The organism is Natronoarchaeum rubrum (assembly GCF_024494695.1).
In genome coordinates, this window is the sequence record NZ_JANHDP010000002.1 from 351,361 (window position 1) to 367,755 (window position 16,395).

The 16,395-nt window shown below is 67.3% G+C and carries 18 protein-coding genes and 1 tRNA gene; 9 read left to right on the forward strand and 10 right to left on the reverse strand.

All coding sequences use genetic code 11. The features are described 5' to 3' along the window. The first annotated feature begins 109 nt into the window (after positions 1–109). Complete coding sequence (locus NO931_RS05930) at positions 110–496, forward strand: hypothetical protein (RefSeq protein WP_256391713.1); 387 nt, start codon at positions 110–112, stop codon at positions 494–496. Positions 497–563: 67 nt separating this feature from the next. Then, positions 564–1,946, forward strand: coding sequence for a serine--tRNA ligase (serS, locus tag NO931_RS05935; protein ID WP_256391714.1), 1,383 nt, complete (start codon positions 564–566; stop codon positions 1,944–1,946). A 33-nt stretch (positions 1,947–1,979) separates the two neighbouring features. On the opposite strand, the gene NO931_RS05940 is transcribed toward serS, so the two are convergent. Next, positions 1,980–2,309, reverse strand: a complete 330-nt coding sequence (locus NO931_RS05940) for a nuclear transport factor 2 family protein (protein ID WP_256391715.1) — start codon at positions 2,307–2,309, stop codon at positions 1,980–1,982. Positions 2,310–2,369: 60 nt separating this feature from the next. Between NO931_RS05940 and NO931_RS05945 the strand changes: the two genes are divergently transcribed. Then, positions 2,370–3,011 carry an alpha/beta hydrolase gene (locus NO931_RS05945; RefSeq protein ID WP_256391716.1) on the forward strand — a complete coding sequence of 214 codons (642 nt, stop codon included), beginning with the start codon at positions 2,370–2,372 and terminating at the stop codon, positions 3,009–3,011. Between the two features lie 30 nt (positions 3,012–3,041). Here NO931_RS05945 and NO931_RS05950 read toward each other — a convergent pair whose 3' ends face one another. After that, positions 3,042–4,289, reverse strand: a complete 1,248-nt coding sequence (locus tag NO931_RS05950) for an iron-containing alcohol dehydrogenase family protein (protein ID WP_256391717.1) — start codon at positions 4,287–4,289, stop codon at positions 3,042–3,044. Between the two features lies 1 nt (position 4,290). Next, positions 4,291–5,256 (reverse strand): ring-cleaving dioxygenase, encoded by a 966-nt coding sequence (locus tag NO931_RS05955; RefSeq protein WP_256391718.1) that lies wholly within the window; start codon positions 5,254–5,256, stop codon positions 4,291–4,293. Positions 5,257–5,384: 128 nt separating this feature from the next. On the opposite strand from NO931_RS05955, the gene NO931_RS05960 reads away from it, so the two are divergent. The 4 genes from NO931_RS05960 (at position 5,385) to NO931_RS05975 (ending at position 9,462) form a co-directional block, all read left to right on the forward strand. Then, positions 5,385–5,738, forward strand: coding sequence for a hypothetical protein (locus tag NO931_RS05960; protein WP_256391719.1), 354 nt, complete (start codon positions 5,385–5,387; stop codon positions 5,736–5,738). Beyond that, entirely contained in the window at positions 5,735–6,577 is an 843-nt protein-coding gene (locus tag NO931_RS05965) for a beta-keto acid cleavage family enzyme (RefSeq protein WP_256391720.1), read from the forward strand. Before NO931_RS05960 ends, NO931_RS05965 begins: the two co-directional genes overlap by 4 nt. A gap of 139 nt (positions 6,578–6,716) precedes the next feature. Next, positions 6,717–9,146, forward strand: coding sequence for a bacterio-opsin activator domain-containing protein (locus NO931_RS05970; RefSeq protein WP_256391721.1), 2,430 nt, complete (start codon positions 6,717–6,719; stop codon positions 9,144–9,146). Positions 9,147–9,388: 242 nt separating this feature from the next. After that, a tRNA-Phe gene (locus tag NO931_RS05975) sits at positions 9,389–9,462 on the forward strand. Positions 9,463–9,628: 166 nt separating this feature from the next. Here NO931_RS05975 and NO931_RS20810 read toward each other — a convergent pair. The 7 genes from NO931_RS20810 to NO931_RS06005 all read right to left on the reverse strand — a co-directional run bounded on the left by NO931_RS20810 (position 9,629) and on the right by NO931_RS06005 (position 14,606). Further along, on the reverse strand, positions 9,629–10,240 hold the full coding sequence (locus tag NO931_RS20810; RefSeq protein WP_375142034.1) for an HNH endonuclease: 612 nt from the start codon (positions 10,238–10,240) through the stop codon (positions 9,629–9,631). Between the two features lie 363 nt (positions 10,241–10,603). Beyond that, positions 10,604–12,142 carry a methyl-accepting chemotaxis protein gene (locus NO931_RS05980; RefSeq protein ID WP_256392045.1) on the reverse strand — a complete coding sequence of 513 codons (1,539 nt, stop codon included), beginning with the start codon at positions 12,140–12,142 and terminating at the stop codon, positions 10,604–10,606. Position 12,143: 1 nt separating this feature from the next. Further along, positions 12,144–12,719, reverse strand: coding sequence for a heme NO-binding domain-containing protein (locus tag NO931_RS05985; protein WP_256391722.1), 576 nt, complete (start codon positions 12,717–12,719; stop codon positions 12,144–12,146). Positions 12,720–13,081: 362 nt separating this feature from the next. After that, entirely contained in the window at positions 13,082–13,447 is a 366-nt protein-coding gene (locus NO931_RS05990) for a DUF2892 domain-containing protein (RefSeq protein ID WP_256391723.1), read from the reverse strand. 87 nt (positions 13,448–13,534) lie between these two features. Next, positions 13,535–13,732 carry a helix-turn-helix transcriptional regulator gene (locus NO931_RS05995; protein WP_256391724.1) on the reverse strand — a complete coding sequence of 66 codons (198 nt, stop codon included), beginning with the start codon at positions 13,730–13,732 and terminating at the stop codon, positions 13,535–13,537. 3 nt (positions 13,733–13,735) lie between these two features. Continuing rightward, positions 13,736–14,125, reverse strand: coding sequence for a hypothetical protein (locus tag NO931_RS06000; RefSeq protein WP_256391725.1), 390 nt, complete (start codon positions 14,123–14,125; stop codon positions 13,736–13,738). 250 nt (positions 14,126–14,375) lie between these two features. Next, on the reverse strand, positions 14,376–14,606 hold the full coding sequence (locus NO931_RS06005) for an Lrp/AsnC family transcriptional regulator (protein ID WP_256391726.1): 231 nt from the start codon (positions 14,604–14,606) through the stop codon (positions 14,376–14,378). A gap of 140 nt (positions 14,607–14,746) precedes the next feature. Between NO931_RS06005 and NO931_RS06010 the strand changes: the two genes are divergently transcribed. After that, positions 14,747–15,835: an AI-2E family transporter gene (locus NO931_RS06010; RefSeq protein WP_256391727.1), complete on the forward strand. Its 1,089-nt coding sequence runs from the start codon at positions 14,747–14,749 to the stop codon at positions 15,833–15,835. Between the two features lie 92 nt (positions 15,836–15,927). Then, the gene (locus NO931_RS06015) at positions 15,928–16,299 is read left to right on the forward strand and encodes a truncated hemoglobin (RefSeq protein ID WP_256391729.1); all 372 of its coding nucleotides are present in this window, start codon (positions 15,928–15,930) and stop codon (positions 16,297–16,299) included. Positions 16,300–16,395: the final 96 nt, after the last annotated feature.

Sequence of the window (16,395 nt, forward strand, 5' to 3'; positions counted from 1 at the left end):
GCCGACGCTCGGTGTCGTCCCGCGGTGCGGCGACCCGCCGACGCGGTGGCCGACCGCCCGAGCCGTCAGCCCCGCAACCTTATGGGAACCGCCCGGAAACAACCGGGCAATGCGATACTGTCACCACTGCGGGGCCGAGGTCGGGCCACAGGCCGAGGTCTGCGACGAGTGCGACGGCGACCTGTTCGAACCGCCGGAGGATCTGGGCGTCGAGGAGGAAACTGAGCCGGTCGACGCCGAAGCCGCGGACGTCGACGGCGTCGAGGGAGACGACGGTGACGCCGACGCCGCGCCGGCCGCAGACGCAGACGACCCGGTCGCAGAAGCGGAGGCTGGCGACGCCGAAGCCGAAACGGACGCCGAAGCCCGAGCGGACGCCGCCGACACCGAGGGCGACGCGACCGACGACCAGTCGATCGAAAACGACGGCGCAACGGCCGACGCGTCCGACGACGAGCAGGGATTCGTCGCGAAAATCAAGGGGCTGTTCCAGTAGGCGAACCCCGAGAAGGTCCGGCGCATCGACACGGTTTTGCCACGCGACCCGGAACTGCCGACTAAGAATGCTCGACAGAACGTTGCTCCGCGAGGACCCCGAGCAGGTGCGCCGCGCCGTCGAGGTGAAAGGCGTCGACGGCGTCGACGTCGACGAGATCATCGCGCTCGACGAGGAGTGGCGCGACCTGAAAGCCCGCGGCGACGAGCTGCGCCACGAGCGCAACGAGGTCAGCCGGCAGATCGGCGAGTACAAGCAGTCCGGCGAGGAGGAGAAGGCCCAGGAGGCGATCGACCGCTCCCAGGAGCTGAAAGCGGAACTCGAAGAGGTCGAGGACCGCGCCGACGAGCTGAAAGACGAGATCGACGAGCGCATGCTCGAACTCCCCAACATCCCCCACGAGGACGTACCGGTCGGCGACGACGAGGCCGACAACGTCGAGGTCGACCGCTGGGGGTTCGACGAGCTTCGCGACCTACCCGAGGAAGTCATTCCTCACTACGATCTCGGCGAGGAACTCGACGTGCTCGACTTCGAGCGCGGCGCGAAAGTCTCGGGCGGCGGGTTCCAGTTCGTCAAGGGCGAGGGCGCCCGCCTGGAGCACGCGCTGATCCAGTTCATGCTCGACGTCCACCGCGAGCAGGAGTACGTCGACGTGTTGCCGCCGATCCCCGTCAACTCCGCGTCGATGGAGGGCACCGGCCAGCTCCCCAAGTTCGACGAGGACGCCTACCGCATCGGTTCCCGGCAGGACGACGAGATCGAGGACGACGATCTCTGGCTCCTGCCGACCGCGGAGGTGCCGGTCACCAACATGTACCGCGACGAGATCCTGCTGGACGACGATCTCCCGATCAAGCACCAGGCGTTCTCGCCGAATTTCCGGCGCGAGGCCGGCGAGCACGGCACCGAAACCCGAGGATACGTTCGCGTTCACCAGTTCCACAAGATCGAGCTGGTCAACTTCGTCCGCCCCGAGGAGAGCGACGACCGCCTCGACGAGCTGGTCGAGGAGGCCGCCGAGGTGCTCGAACGCCTCGACCTCCCCTACCGCGTGCTGGAGATGTGTACTGGCGACATGGGCTTCACGCAGGCCAAGAAGTACGATCTCGAAGTGTGGGCGCCCGGCGACGACATGGAGGACGGTCCCGAGGAGGGCGGGCGCTGGCTCGAAGTCTCCTCGGCGTCGAACTTCGAGGAGTTCCAGGCCCGGCGCGCGGGGCTCCGCTACCGGCCCGAGCGCCACGAATCGGCCGACTACATCCACACGCTCAACGCCTCCGGCGTCGCCATCCCGCGCGTGCTGGTCGCCGTGCTGGAGTACTACCAGAACGACGACGGCACCGTGACGGTGCCAGAGGCGCTGCAGCCCTACATGGGCGGTCAGGAGGTCATCGAGGGTCACCAGCCCGTCGGTGAGTCGGCGGTCGGCGCCGGCGAGCGCGAATAGCGATCGATCCGGGCCTCGATTCTTCGTTTTCTCCTACTGCGTGTACGTCCGCAGGTGGACGATTCGCCCATTCTCCACGACGTGGACGTCCGCGAACCGGAACAGCTCCTCGCTCGACGAGTCGAGCAGTCGCCCCTGGACGGCCGCGCGCGAGCCCTCGACGAACACGCGCTCGATCTCGTGAGTGGTGTCGGTCTGCGGGCGGTCGTCGCGCATGAACGCGACGAACGCCTCGCGGCCCTCGAACGTCCGATCCGGGCGCTCCTGGACGAACTCGGGAGCGAGCAGCCCGCGCAGGTCGTCGTAGGCGTGCTCGTCGAGCGCGTCGTAGAACGCGCGGACGAGCGTCTCGGGCGAATCCATGGGGTTCGTTTCCGGTGGGAGGACACTAAAGGCTCCGCAGCGGGTACTCGAAGTACACTCATGAGCGGACCCCACCAGGAGCAGGAACTCGTGACCGCCGGCGCGCCGCTCGATGCGGCCGATGCGGCCGCGGTGCTCGTCCACGGGCGGGGGGCCAGCGCGGGGAGCATCGTCCAGATGGGCGACGAGTTCTACCAACACGGAGTGGCGTTCCTCGCGCCCCAGGCTGCCCGCAACACCTGGTATCCGAACTCCTTTCTCGCGCCGGTCGAGCAGAACGAGCCCGGCCGGAGCTCCGGTCTGCAGGCGATCGGCGACGCCGTCGAGACGGCCAACGACGCCGGGATTCCGACCGAGCGCGTCGTCGTGCTGGGGTTCTCGCAGGGCGCCTGCCTCGCCAGCGAGTTCGTCGCCAGAAATCCAGCGCGCTACGGCGGGATGGTGGCGCTGAGCGGCGGGCTCATCGGCGAGACGATCGACGAAGGCGACTACGAGGGCGATCTGGCAGAGACGCCCGCCTTCTTCGGCTGCAGCGACGTGGACCCCCACATTCCCGAGCAGCGCGTCCACGAGTCCGCGTCGGTGTTCGAGAACCTGAACGCCGACGTCGAGAAGCGCCTCTACGAGGGAATGGGCCACGGCGTCAACGAGGACGAAGTGGAGTACGTCTCTGATCTGCTCGCTGATCTCGTCGAAGAGTAGGACGCCGCGCCACGGCCGTCAGTACGCCGCTCAGTACGCGTCCCGCAGCACGGCTTCGATCTCTGCTGCTTCGACGTCGAGCCCCCGCGGCGCGTTCGCGACGAACGAGTCCGCGACGATGGCTTCCGCGACCTGCGGGAACGCCTCTGGATCGGGGCCGTCGACGTCGCGGAGTCGCGAGGGAAGATCGAGGGCGTCGCGCACCTCGGCGACGGCGTCGATCACCGCCTCGGCGGGGTCGGGCGCGTCGGGTGCGCCCAGCGCCTCGGCCAGCAGGTCGCGCCGGGCGTCGACGCGCTCGAACAGGTATCGGAGGACGTGCGGCGCGACGACGGCGTGGGCCGCGCCCTGCTGGACGTCGTAGGTGCGGGTCAGCCCGTGGCCGAACGCGTGGATCATCGAGAGCGTCGTCCCGTCGGGCCGCGAGATGCCGTACTGGACGAGCCAGATCCCCTCGACGACCGGCTCCAGCGTCTCCGCGGTCGCTCCTTCCTCGCCGAACTTCCGGAGCCCGTCCGCGAGCAGCCCCAGCCCGCGGGCGGCCGTGGCGTCGGTGACCGGCGTCGCGTTCCGAGCGTACAGCGTCTCGATCCCCTTGTCGAACCCGTTCATCGCCGAGGCCGCGAGGATCCGTTCGGGCGTCGTGGCGAACAGTTCGGGGTCGTAGACGGTCGCGGTTGGCATCAGCCGCGGGTCCGAGACGCCCCCGCCCACGGCGTCGGTGCCGGGCGGCACCGCGCGCTCGTCGACGAGGCCCGACTCGGGCGACGCCGTCACGCCGGCCACCGCCGAGAGGTCGGCGCCCGCGAGTGTCGTCGGGACGGCGACGACGGGCAGCAGCGATCCGTCGGGCACCGAGATCGAGCCGGTGTCGGCGAGTTCGGCCCCCACGGCCGCGGAGTCGCGATCGTCGGCCGAGAGCACGCTGATCACTTTCGCCACGTCGAGGCTGCTCCCGCCGCCCAGCGCGACCAGCGCGTCGGCGTCGTGCTCTCGGGCGGCGTCGAGGCCGTCGTACGCGGTGTCGAGGCGCTTCTCGGGCGTCGTCTCGTCGAACACGTCCGCGAGCCGGTCGCCGAGCCCGTCGGTCACGGGATCGATCACCGCGGGCGTGCTGCCGACGGTCGACCCGCAGACGACGAGTGCCCGCTCGATCCCCTGCTCGTCGAGTTCGTTCGCGAGCTCGGCCGCGGCGCCCTCGCCGAATCGCACGACGCCGGGGTCGTACTCGAACCGGATGCCGCCGCGGCGGTCGGTGAGCGAATCGGGCGGGCTCATGCTACTGGCTCCCGTCTTCGATCGAGGGGCCATCGAACTCGGGCAATTGGGCCTCGATCGACTCCCGGTCCGCTTCGAGCCATTCGGGGAGCACCAGCGAGGAGCCCAGCTCCTCGACGTCCTCGTCGACGGCGAACCCGGGCTCGTTCGTCGCGACCTCGAAGAGGATGCCGCCGGGCTCCCGGCAGTAGATCGACCGGAAGTACTTGCGGTCGACGATCTCCGTCGATCGCAGCCCCTGATCGGCGAACGCCTCGCGGTAGCGCTGCTGTTGGGCCTCGTCTTCCGCCATGAACGCGATGTGGTGGACCGTTCCGACGCCCATCCGGCCGCGTCCGGCGTCGGTCTCGACGAGATCGATTGCGGAGCCGGGGCCGCCCTCGGCGGCGCGGTAGCGGCGGCGTCCGTCGGCCTCGGCTTCGAGCTCGTAGCCAAGCACGTCGGTCAGCGCCGACGCGGTCGGCTCGAACTCCGCGACGGCCAGCGTGACGGCGTGGAACCCGCGGAGCTGGTGGTCGACCGGGACGGGGCCGTCGTCCCACGGCTGGACGTCCGCATCGTCGGCCAGCTCGGTCGCGACGAGCTCGAGGCCGATCCCGTCGGGATCCTCGAATCGGAGCACCGTCTCGCCGAAGCGCTCGGCGCGCTCGACGTCGATGTCCCGGGATTCGAGCCGGTCGACCCAGTAGTCGATCGAATCCGTCGGGATCGCGTACGCGGTGTCCCGCGTCTGCCCGGCGCCGAACTCGCCGGCGCGCCCGCCGTCGCTCCACGGGAAGAAGGTGATGTTCGTCCCCGGCGACCCGCGCTCGTCGCCGAAGTAGAAGTGATACGTTCCCGTGTCGTCGTGGTTGACCGTGCGCTTGACGAACCGCAGGCCGAGCGTGCCGACGTAGAAGTCGGCGTTGCGCTGCGGATCGCCCGCGATCGCGGTCACGTGGTGGAGTCCGGATGTCGGCGGTGCCATAGTAGCAGTCCGTAGGGCCTCTACGCTGGTATGGCTTTGCGGACGGCGGTACCACCTGGTTACACCGATGCCACCGGCTGACGCCGGCGCCAGCGAATCGTTAACTTCCCACGCGGTCACGCATCAGTATGTCCTGCCCGTTTCTGGAGTATCGCCGCGAGTCGGACGACCTGCAGTTCGAGGACGCTCGCGCGTACTGCGGCGCCGCCGAGCGGTTCGTCCAGCCGATGCGCGCGGACATCTGCAACGACCGCTACGACCTCGATCACGCCGACCACTGCGAAATTTACCGCGAGCACGCCGACGCGGCTGAGGATGGTGGCGACGCGGGAGACGCCGATGCGGGGGACGCCGAAGCCGCGGACGGCGACGCCGAAGACGCCGAGTCGAACGACGCCGAAGCACCCTGCGCTTCGAGCCCCGACTCGCACGCTCGTCGGGACCCCGACCGCGCCGCCGGATCCGAGGTGTCCGACCGGTGAGCTACGAGGACTACCTCGCGGGCGAGCCACTGATCGTCACCGCGGCGCTGACCGGCGGCGTCCACGGGAAGGAAGCGAACCCGAATCTCCCCGAGTCGCCCGAGGAGATCGGCCGGGCCGCCGCGGCCGCCGAGGACGCCGGCGCCGCGGTCGTTCACCTCCACGCCCGTCGCCCGAACGGCGAGCGGTCGTTCGCGACCGAGCGGTTCCAGGAGATCGACGACGCGGTGCGGCGTCACGCCGACGACGTGGTGATCCAGCACTCGACCGGCGGGACCGGTGCGCCGGCCGCGAAGCGCCACCAGCCGCTTCGCACCGATCCGCCGCCGGAGATGGCGTCGCTCGACATGGGGCCGCTGAACCGGTACGACCACCTCACGAGCGAGAACACGCGGGCGACGGTCGACGCGCTTCACGCGGAGATGCGGGAGCGGGGGATCAAGCCCGAGTTGGAGGTGTTCAACGACGGCCACCGCAACGAGGTCCACGGGCTGCTCGACCGGCGCGACCTCGCAGAGCCGGTGTACGCGACGCTGATCTTCGGCGGCGGGACGCTGACCCGCCCGCGGCCGCGCAACCTGCTCACCGCCGTCGAGGATCTCCCCGACGGCGCGCTGTTCAACACGCTCGGATTCGGCCGCCACCAGCTACCGTTCGCGACGTTCGGCATCCTGCTGGGCGGGCACGTTCGGGTCGGGTTGGAGGACAACGTCTACTACGAGCGCGGCGAACTCGCCGAGAGCAACGCCCAGCTCGTCGAACGGGCCGTCCGCGTCGCCGAGACGCTCGGTCGCGAGGTCGCCACGCCGGCGCAGGCCCGGGACGTTCTCGGGCTCTGACGCCCCGACCCGGCCGCCGACGAGCCCCTGTTTCGAGAGAATATTACAGCTCGCGGAGCTGTCGCGCAACTATGCAGATATTTTGGTGAATTTGAGTGGTAGAAAACGCCTTTTGTTTCGGCTTTCGTAAGTGATCGTAATGGATACCGTCACGGTTCAGTCAGTCACCGACGACGCACGGCCGCAAGTGTTGCTCGTGGGTCGATCGGAGTCCGTCGAATCGACGGCCGACGGGCTGCGGGACGCCCAGCCCGCGTTCGCGGTGACGACGGCCACCAGCGGCGAGCGCGCCCAGTCGATCGTCGCCGATCGAGACGTCGACTGCGTCGTCTGCGCCGAGGCGCTGCCCGACACCGACGGCGTCACCGTGCTGTACGCGATCCGCGAGACCTATCCGTCGATGCCCGTGTTTCTCTACGCCGGCGGGGGCACCGAGGAACTCGCCAGCGAGGCGATCTCGGCGGGCGTCACCGACTACGTGCCGACGACGCTGGCCGAGGAACAGCCCGCCGTTCTGGCCAATCGAATCCTGAACGCCGTCGAGAAACACCGGGCAGAGACGGCTCTCGAGGACCGCGAGCGGCGTCTCGCGCGGCTGATCGACAACTTGCCCGGGTTCGTCTACCGAAGCGAAGACGTCCCGCCGCGCACCATGGCGCTGGTTCAGGGTGAGTGCGAGCAACTGACCGGCTACGACGCCGCGGCGATCGAGGACGGCGTCGACTGGCTGGACGACGTCGTCCACCCCGACGACCGCGAGGACGTCCGCGAGACGATCAGCGAGCGCCTCCGAGACGGCGATCACTACGAGCTCACCTACCGCATCCGGACCGACGCGGGGACGATCAAGTGGGTCTGGGACAAGGGCTGTGGCGTCTCCGAGGACGACGAGGTGGTCGCACTGGAGGGGTTCATCACCGAGATCACCGACCGGGTCGAGCGCCGTCAGGAGCTTCGCGAGTACGAGACGCTGCTGGAGACGATCCCCGACGGCGCCTACGTCCTCGACGAGAGTTTCTGCTTCCGAACGATCAACGGAGCGCTCGGGGAGCTGACCGGCTACGAGAGGGACGAACTGCTGGGCGCCCACATCTCGACGCTGACCGACGCCGACGCCATGACCGACTCCGAGCGACTCCGCTCGGAACTGCTCTCGGGGACCCGCGACGTCGCGACGATGGAGGCGGACGTCGAGACCGCCGACGGCGACCGATTCCCCGCGGAGCTGCGCTTTTCGACGCTGTCGGACGACGCCGGCGAGGAGTTCGCCGGCACCGCGGGCGTGCTCCGGGACACGACCGAGCGCAAGGAGCGAAAGCGCCAACTGGAACGCCAGCGCGAGCGACTGGCCGCGATCAACCAGCTCCACCGCGTGCTGGAGGATATCACCGTCTCGGTGATCGAGACGCCGACGCGCGAGGAGATGGAACGACGGGTCTGCGAGCGGTTAGTCGAGTCCGACTCCTACGCGCTCGCGTGGATCGGCGACGTCGACCGCGGTACGCGCACGATCTCCCCCTCGACGTTCGCCGGCGACGGGGACGGCTACCTCGACGAGGTGACGATCACCGCCGACGAGACGGAGACCGGAACGGGACCGGCGGGGACGGCCGTGCGCACCAGCGAGCCACAGATCGTCGGCGACATCGCGACCGAGGCGTCAGTCGAGCCCTGGCGCGAGGCGGCGCTCGACCGCGGCTTCCGGTCGCTGGCGTCGATCCCGATCACCCACCGCGGATCGGTGTACGGCGTCCTGACCGTCTACTCCGAGCGAACGGACGCGTTCGAGGACCGCGAGAGCGAGATCCTCGACACGCTCGGCGACGTGCTGGGCCACGCGTTCAACGCGTTCCAGCGCAAGAAGACGCTGATGGGCGACGTGCTGACGGAGTTGGAGTTTCGGATCCCCGAACTCGAATCGCCGCTGGCCGCCGCCACCGAGGAGCGGGACTGCTCGATCGCCGTCGACCGGACGCTGCCCGCCGGCGAAGACGAGTTCCTCCAGTATCTCACGGTCGAGGGGATCGACGCCGACGCGGTCCGGGAGCTCGCCGACCGCGTCGACAGCATCGACCGCGTCTCGCTGCTCGGCCCCGAGGAGAGCGGGTCCGACCACCAGGTCGAGGTCTCCCAGACGGCGCCACCGCTCACGAGCACGGTCGCGGCGTTCGGCGGCCGCGTCCGCTCGGGCACCGTCCGCGACGGCGAGTTCCACGCCACCGTCGAACTGCCGCCCGACGCCGACGTCCGGTCGATCCTCGAAGCCGTCCGCGAGCAGTACCCCGACGCCGAACTGGTCGCCCAGCGCACGACCGAACAGGACGCCGTGACGACCGGCGAGTTCCGCAGCAGCGTGTTCGAGGAACTCACCGAGAAGCAACGCACCGCGCTGGAGGCGGCGTACTTCTCGGGCTTTTTCGAGTGGCCTCGCGAGAACAGCGGCGAGGAGATCGCCGACACGCTCGGCGTCGCGCCGGCGACGTTCTCCCAGCACATCCGCACCGCCGAGCGCAAGATCGGCGACGTCCTGCTGGAGGGCGATCGCGACGACGAGTCCGACGAGGAGTGACTACTCGTCGAGTTCGGCGCCGCAATCGGAACACCGATCGTCCCGTACGTGTGCCGTCGCGTCGCACTCCTCGCAGATCACGAGGTGACAGGCGCGCTCTCCCATGTGGAGTGCTGACGTGCTTCGGCGTCAAAAGGCTGACTGCCGGCTCGAATGGGGCGCCGTACCACGGTACGGCGTCGGCGCCGTATCGAAATCCTTTTTTCTCCCATCGACCGAGTAGGGAGTACGCCACGCGGCGGGCCGCCTTAGCTCAGACTGGGAGAGCACTCGACTGAAGATCGAGCTGTCCCCGGTTCAAATCCGGGAGGCGGCATTTTCCTGCGTCGTCGCGAACTATGTGAGCGACGGCTCGGAGCGGCTTGCCGCTCCGGCGAACAAAGTGAGCAGTGAAAATCCTCACGAGCGGGTTTGAACTAGACCGGGAACGCGCAGCGCAGCGAGTATTTCCGGGCGTAGTTCACACCCCTCGACAGAGACCACTATTCTCTGTAATCCGATAGAGAGCTTTGGCCAACCACTGTCTCTGCAGGATGTGGTTCGGCTGTTACCCAGTCACGGAATCCCTCTTTGTCACTATAGACGGTATCCGAGGTTGTTTTTGAGCCACCGTGAGCCGCGGTGTGGCAGTTCTCACAAAGCGTAACAAGATTGCCATCATCTTTTGTGCCTCCTCGGGAGACAGGTATGATGTGATGAACTTCTAGTGGGGAACTTGTCTGGCATCTGGGGCAACGATTGTTGTCTCGTCGGAGGATTCGATCGCGCTGCCCCGGAGACACTTTCGAGTTCTGGTTTTGCTTCGACCACTTTCTCTCGAAGGCTCGGCCGGACTCCGGATTATAATCGAACCTACGGACGTAGCTGATACTGCAGTCAATAGCATCTGCAACTAGCTCCGGATGAACGCGGTCTTCAAATGACTCGAATATGAACGATATCTCTTCTCTGTGGTTCGCGTTCTCGTCTAAATGCTCTGCGACCAACTCCGAGATACACTCGGAGACTTCCGATCGAGTGTCGTTATCTCGACGCCACCTCTGGTCGGAAATGAAACTCCGATATCTGTCGTGAAGAGCCTCGATGGAGGACATTAACGACTTCCAATAGACCCTGCGATACTAAAGTATTGGACAGCCCGCGTCCTTAGATATATTCCTTTACTAGACTATAGCGGATCGAGGGGCAACTACTGCTTTCATCAGCATCGAATAGTACCGCGGTTCCAGCGATATGCGAGGGTCGTTCAACTCGCTTCCGGGCGGACCATCACGGCGCGCTAACTGGTCACAGAGCCGGTTCGGGAGAGTCACAGCCGGCGGCCTCGGGCGCAGCGAGTTTTGCACTGCGTTCAAATCCGTGGCGAGGTAGTCGTCATATCAGCTCCCTTTGGGAGCTTCGCTCCGTATGGTCGCTGTGGAGCCTCCTAATTCGATCAAAACGGGACCGCTCGATCTTCACGCGGCGTCTGTCGGCATCGCCTGCTCGCCCTCAGCGTCGACCTCGACGGATTCGAGCGTCTCGCTGAGTTCGTCGGCTTGGTCCGCGAGTTGGTCGATGCTCTCGTTCACGCGGGAGAGCGCGACGGACTGGGATTCGGCGGAGGTCGCCGCGCGCTCGGCCTCGTCGGCCGTCGTCGAGGAAACCTCGGTCGCATTCTGCACCGTCTCGAGCACTTCGCCGACCGAGTCGGCCTGCTGTTCGGTCGTTTCGTTGATCGCCTGAACGCCGGCGTTAGTCTGGGCCGCCGCCCGGGCGATCTCCTCCAGCGAGTCGACCGCGTCCTCGACGGAGGCGGTCTGCTGGGCGATCCGCTCGCTCGTCTGCTCGGCTTCGTCGACGGTCAGTTCGGTCTGGGACCGGATGTTGTCGAGGCGCTCCTCGACCTCGTCGGCCGCCTGCTTGGAGTTCTCCGCCAGCTCCTTGATCTGGGTGGCGACGACTGCGAAGCCTTCCTCTTCGCCGCCGGTGCGCGACGCCTCGATGTTGGCGTTCAGCGCGAGCAGGTTCGTCTCTTCGGCGATCTCTCGGATCGCCTCGACCAGCTCGTCGATCTGGGTGACTTCGGCTTCGAGCTGTTCGAGCGCGTCGACGGTCTCGGCGGACTCGGTCTGGATCTCGCCCATGGCATCGATCGCGTCGGTCGCGGCGTCGCGGCCCTCGCGGCCGACTTCGGCGGTCCGCTCGGCGATGTCGGCGACTTCGGCCGTCGAGATCGACATCTCCTTGACCGTCGCCGAGAGGTCGCCGACCTCCTGGGTGGCGTGTTCGAGTTCGGCGGCCTGGGTGTTCGACTCCTCGGAGATTTCGGTGAGCATCCCGTGGACGCGGTCCGCCCCCTCGCTGACCTCCTGCGTCGAGAGCGTCACCTCGTGGCTGTAGGCGGCGACTTCGTCGGCGAAGCCGCGGATGTCCGTCAGCGTGGCCGACACCTCGTCGAGCAGCGCGTTCACCGATGCGGCCGTCGCGCGGGCCGTCTCGTCGGACCACTCCTCGTCGACGCGGACGGTGTAATCGTCCTCGCGGGTCACCCGCTCGACGCATCGCTCGACGTCGGCGGCGACGGCGTCGCGCTCCTCGGCCTGACGCCGCAGCGTCGCGAGCTCGGCTTCGAGCTCGTCGGCCTGCTCCCGCAGGGTCGACGCCTCGCGCACGCGGTCGTTGAACTCGCTGGCCGCCAGCTCGAACGCCGGCGCGCTCCATTCCTCGTCGAGTTGCTCTCCCGCGCTCCGGGTTTCGAGCGCCGTCCGGAACGCGTCGCGGTCGCCGGCGTCGTTGCTGGCGCGCCGCCCGGACAGCGCCGTCCCGACGACGGTGCTGGCGAGGACGCCGGCCGCGCCGGCGGCGGCGACGGCGGGATCGGCGTTGCCCGTCCCGACGAGCGCGCCGGCGAGGACGACGCCGCCGCCGAGCACGCTCGCGATTCCGAGACCGAGCGTCCCCAGCGCGGTCCCGCCAGCGTCGGCGCTCGCGTCGGCGTCGGTGTTCGTGCCCATCTCAGTCACCCGTCTGCCCCGTCGGTCCCGAGTTCGAGACCCGCTGGACGCTGAACGTACACCGGTCGTCGCCGTCGAGCATGCAACTGTGTTCGTTGTACCGGTACTCCTCGTCGTAGTAGTCACCGACGCCCTCGATGAGCCCGGGGATCCACTGGCACCACTGTCGCTGCGAGCCGTAGACGATTTTCAGCGTCCCTTCCTGGATCTCCTCGATCTGCAACACCGGCGGCGTCATCTCGCCCATTCGCCGCTGTCGCAGCTGCGTGTGGATCGCCTCGATCTGGGACAGCAGGTCGAACCCGTCCCAGTGGGGTTCGACGTACGCGCTCCCGTAGATGTCGACCAGGGGCTCGATGATCCACTCGCCCCAGTTGTACATGAACGTCTTCATCGAGGTGTCGGTGACGTCGAGCGTCGCCTCCAGCAACTCGACGGTAACTTCCTCGTCGTAGGTCGTGACCGCGACGTACATTTCGCCTTCTCTCCCTGCCCGGCCCTGCACGTCCTCCCACGTCTCGGTGTCGTACTGCTCGACGATGTAATCCTTGAGCGTCTTCAGAATGATCCCGTGCATCAACGACGGTCCTCGCGTCGGGACGACCAGCCGATACGACGAGATGTCGGATCAACAATCTCTCCTCGTGATACTCTCGGTTCGGCAACCATACTGCTAACGAGCAAGGGTTGGAAGAACATAAAAACCATACATGGGCGATTCGGCAAACGTATGGAAACTAAACGTCGGTTGGTTTTGACAATCGAAAAACTGTTCGAACTCGACTCCCGGGAGCCCCCGACGGTGACTTGGTCTCAGTGTCGCCGTCCTCCGTCAATCTCGCAGACGGCGTGTCTCCGTGACCTATCGAACGAACACGCCGAGTCGAACGGACCGGGTAATCGCCACCGAACGGTTCGTGTGCCTGTGACGCGCGTCGCTCACGCCGCCGCTTCCTCGCAGGCCTCGTGGACGATCTCGTCGTTCGCGTTCGGGCCGCGGGCCTGCCCGGTGACGATCGGCTCGCCGCAAGCCGCACAGCGTAGCTTCACGTCTTCGTCGGTCGCGTCGTCCTCGGTCGAGTCCGCTTCCTCGTCGCTCGCTCCGACCGCGTCGACGTCGAGTTCGGTCAGTTCGTCGCCGCTCTCGATCGCCTGGTAGCCCAGCACGACCGCGCCGACGCCCGCCAGCGCGCCGCGCAGTCGCTTCCCGTTCCGGAGCGACCCGGCAGCGACGACCGCCAGGGCGCCGGCGGCTAGCGTGCGGACGAGTCGGCTCCGATCGTCGACGATCTCTCGCAGGTCCATACGCGAACGTCGGCCTCTGGCGTCTTCAAGGTCATCATCGGCGCACCGTCGCCGCCGCCGACGCAGCCCGGCGTGTCCGGGCCGCGCTCAGTCGGGGTCGTACTCGAAGATGTCTTCGATGTCGCACTCGAAGTAGATCGCCAGCTCGAAGGCGAGTTCGAGGCTCGGATCGTAGCGTCCGCGCTCGATGGCGTTGATCGTCTGTCTGGAGACGTCGACGGCGTCGGACAGCTCCGCCTGGGTCACGTCCGCTTTCGCGCGCCAGACTTTGAGATCGTTTTTCATCGTTCACATGATCCGCTCGTAGTACGAGACGGTGACGAAAAACACCACGAACGGAACGGGCATCAGCCACGTCAGCGGGTCGAGCACCGGCGTCGCGACGCCGCTGCCGAGATCGAGCGCTCCGGCGACCGAGACGGCCCAGTAGAACGCCCACAGCGAGATCGCGGCGCCGCGAAGGCTGATCTTGAGGAACCGCTCGTCGAACCCGTTTTGCTTCTCCGCGATGCGGAACCCCCACACGCCGGCGACGGTCACGACGGCGCCGCCGCCGATCGCGACGGAGTTTCCGAGCGCGGGATCGGGCGCGATATCGGCGCCGACCGTCAGCGCCGCGACGCCGAGGATCATCAGTCCGATGCTGGCGTACAGCTTGGTGCGGTACGTCAGTCCCATTTCGTGTAAAGCAAGCTTTCCAATATGGAATAAGTGTTTCCCAATATATCGGAGATACACGACCCGACGGCAGCGCCGATCGCGGGAGTTGCACCGCTGTCGCGAGTTCCGATCGGAGTGCTGTGGCTCGGCGCGGTTCGACGACGAGCCGCCCGCTCTGTGCGCGCTGGGCGTGTCCCGGTTCGGCGTCTCGACGCCGCGCGTGCCCTGACTCGCTACGTCGACACGCCCCGATGGGAACGGGGATCGCTCACTCCAGACAGACGTACGTCCGCGTCGTGCCGACGCCGTCCAGCGGTCGTATCCGGGCGGTCAGGACGTGCTGGAGGTCGTAGGGGCGCTTTCCTTGGAGTTCGACGACGATGTCGAAGTCGCCGGCGACGACGTGGGCCTCGCTGACGCCGTCGAACGTCCGGATCCGCTCGCACAGTTCCGACGAGGCGCCCTCGCCGACATCGATCATCGCGTATGCGCTAACCATACGCACCTTTCGCGGTGTGCGGTGAAAACTGGCCCCGTGACGGACGACGCCGCGGGCGCCGCGACGACGACGGCCGCTGTGGTCCGGTGCAGTTTCCAACCGTGCCGGCGGTTTTTCCCGTCGGTCTTCGAACGTCCCGTATGAGCGTCATGGGCGACCACGACGCGGAGAACGTTCTCTGGGCGGCGATCGGCATCGCGCTGGCGGCGCTGGTCGGCATCGCGCTGTACAGCTACATCGGCGCCCTCGTGTCGGCGATCTTCATCTACTACGCTGTCAGGCCGATCTACCGCCGGATCGAGGCGTATATCGAGCATCCGAACGTCGCCGTCGCGCTGACGCTGCTCGTGCTCGTGGTACCGCTGCTGCTCGTGGTCGGCTACGCTGGGTTCCTGCTGTTGAACGAGGTCGATCGGCTTCTCTCGGGCGGCGTCCTCTCCGCGCTCCGCCCCTACGTCCAGCCGTACCTCGAGTACGCCCGGCAGGGCGAGATCCAGCAGATACGGGACGCGCTCACCGGTCAGGGCGGCCTGCAGGGCGCGACCGCCGGCGCCGCGCTCCGTGATCTGGCGACCCGATTCGCGGGCGTTGTCGGGGTGTTGCTGGGGCTGCTCACCAGAACCGTGCTGATGCTGATCTTCCTGTTTTACCTGCTCCGGGACGGCCACAAGCTCCGGAACTGGTTCGTCGAGGCCGTCGACCGCGACGACCGGATCGTCTCGTTCGTGGTGGGGGTCGACGACGACCTCGAAACGGTCTTTTTCAACAACCTCGCCTTTATCGTGTTCACGGCGATCCAGGCGTCGATCATCTACTTCGGCTTCAACCTGATCGCGCCGACCAGAGCGGTCGTCGGGACGCCGGTGTTGCTCGGCGCGCTCATCGGGATCGGGACCCTCATTCCGGTCGTCGGGATGAAAATCGTGTACCTCCCCTACGCCGTCTATCTCGGAGCTCTCGCCGTGACGACGGCGACGCCGGTCTGGCATCCGGTCGCATTTCTGGCGGTTTCGGCCGTCATCGTCGACACGATCCCCGACATCGTGATCCGGCCGTACCTCTCCGGGCGGAACACGCTCCACATCGGCCTCGTGATGCTGGGCTACTTCCTCGGGGCGCTGACGTTCGGCTGGTGGGGGCTGTTTTTCGGCCCGATCGTCGTCGTCGCGGCCGTCCACTTCGGCGAGGACGTCTTCCCGTGGCTGGCCAGCGAGTACCTGCAGCGGTGACAGCGCGGCGACACCAAACGGTAGTCTTCGCTGACGATGCGGCGACCGCCGTCTCTCGGCGAGCCTATATACGCTCCGTGCCAAGCCACGGTATGGCAGACGGCACCCTATACGAGCGGTTGGGTGAGCGAGACGGGATCGCGGCCGTCGTCGACGACTTCTACGATCGGCTCGTCGCCGACGAACTGCTGGGCCCCTTCTTCGAGGGCGCAGATCTGGCATCGCTGCGGCGAACGCAGACCGACTTCCTCTGCGAAGCGGCGGGTGGCCCCGAGAGCTACGACGCTGCGCCGATCCACGAAGCGCACAGCCACGTCCCGTTCGAGCCCGAGCACATCGAGCGCGCGGTCGCGTTGCTGTACGAGAGCCTCGACGCGTTCGACGTTCCTCGAGAGGACGCCGACGCCGTCGTCGCGGCGGTCGCCGCGTACGAGGACGACCTGTTGGCGGATCCCGAGGAGTAGCTGCCCGACGCGGCGGGGCCGGTCCGTCACCGCTCGGTCGTGCTCGACGCCGACGCCGCGACGAGCCGTCGATCGCCGACGGCCGATGGTTAGGCC

Bases quoted from the DNA above. Each gene is read 5' to 3' on its own strand.
- NO931_RS05930 (WP_256391713.1), top strand. From the start codon at position 110: ATGCGATACTGTCACCACTGCGGGGCCGAGGTCGGGCCACAGGCCGAG.
- NO931_RS05945 (WP_256391716.1), top strand. From the start codon at position 2,370: ATGAGCGGACCCCACCAGGAGCAGGAACTCGTGACCGCCGGCGCGCCG.
- NO931_RS06010 (WP_256391727.1), top strand. From the start codon at position 14,747: ATGAGCGTCATGGGCGACCACGACGCGGAGAACGTTCTCTGGGCGGCG.
- NO931_RS05990 (WP_256391723.1), bottom strand. From the start codon at position 13,447: ATGGACCTGCGAGAGATCGTCGACGATCGGAGCCGACTCGTCCGCACG.
- NO931_RS05985 (WP_256391722.1), bottom strand. From the start codon at position 12,719: ATGCACGGGATCATTCTGAAGACGCTCAAGGATTACATCGTCGAGCAG.
- serS (WP_256391714.1), top strand. From the start codon at position 564: ATGCTCGACAGAACGTTGCTCCGCGAGGACCCCGAGCAGGTGCGCCGC.
- NO931_RS05950 (WP_256391717.1), bottom strand. From the start codon at position 4,289: ATGAGCCCGCCCGATTCGCTCACCGACCGCCGCGGCGGCATCCGGTTC.
- NO931_RS05955 (WP_256391718.1), bottom strand. From the start codon at position 5,256: ATGGCACCGCCGACATCCGGACTCCACCACGTGACCGCGATCGCGGGC.
- NO931_RS05995 (WP_256391724.1), bottom strand. From the start codon at position 13,732: ATGAAAAACGATCTCAAAGTCTGGCGCGCGAAAGCGGACGTGACCCAG.
- NO931_RS06015 (WP_256391729.1), top strand. From the start codon at position 15,928: ATGGCAGACGGCACCCTATACGAGCGGTTGGGTGAGCGAGACGGGATC.
- NO931_RS06000 (WP_256391725.1), bottom strand. From the start codon at position 14,125: ATGGGACTGACGTACCGCACCAAGCTGTACGCCAGCATCGGACTGATG.
- NO931_RS05980 (WP_256392045.1), bottom strand. From the start codon at position 12,142: ATGGGCACGAACACCGACGCCGACGCGAGCGCCGACGCTGGCGGGACC.
- NO931_RS06005 (WP_256391726.1), bottom strand. From the start codon at position 14,606: ATGGTTAGCGCATACGCGATGATCGATGTCGGCGAGGGCGCCTCGTCG.
- NO931_RS05960 (WP_256391719.1), top strand. From the start codon at position 5,385: ATGTCCTGCCCGTTTCTGGAGTATCGCCGCGAGTCGGACGACCTGCAG.
- NO931_RS05970 (WP_256391721.1), top strand. From the start codon at position 6,717: ATGGATACCGTCACGGTTCAGTCAGTCACCGACGACGCACGGCCGCAA.
- NO931_RS05940 (WP_256391715.1), bottom strand. From the start codon at position 2,309: ATGGATTCGCCCGAGACGCTCGTCCGCGCGTTCTACGACGCGCTCGAC.
- NO931_RS20810 (WP_375142034.1), bottom strand. From the start codon at position 10,240: ATGTCCTCCATCGAGGCTCTTCACGACAGATATCGGAGTTTCATTTCC.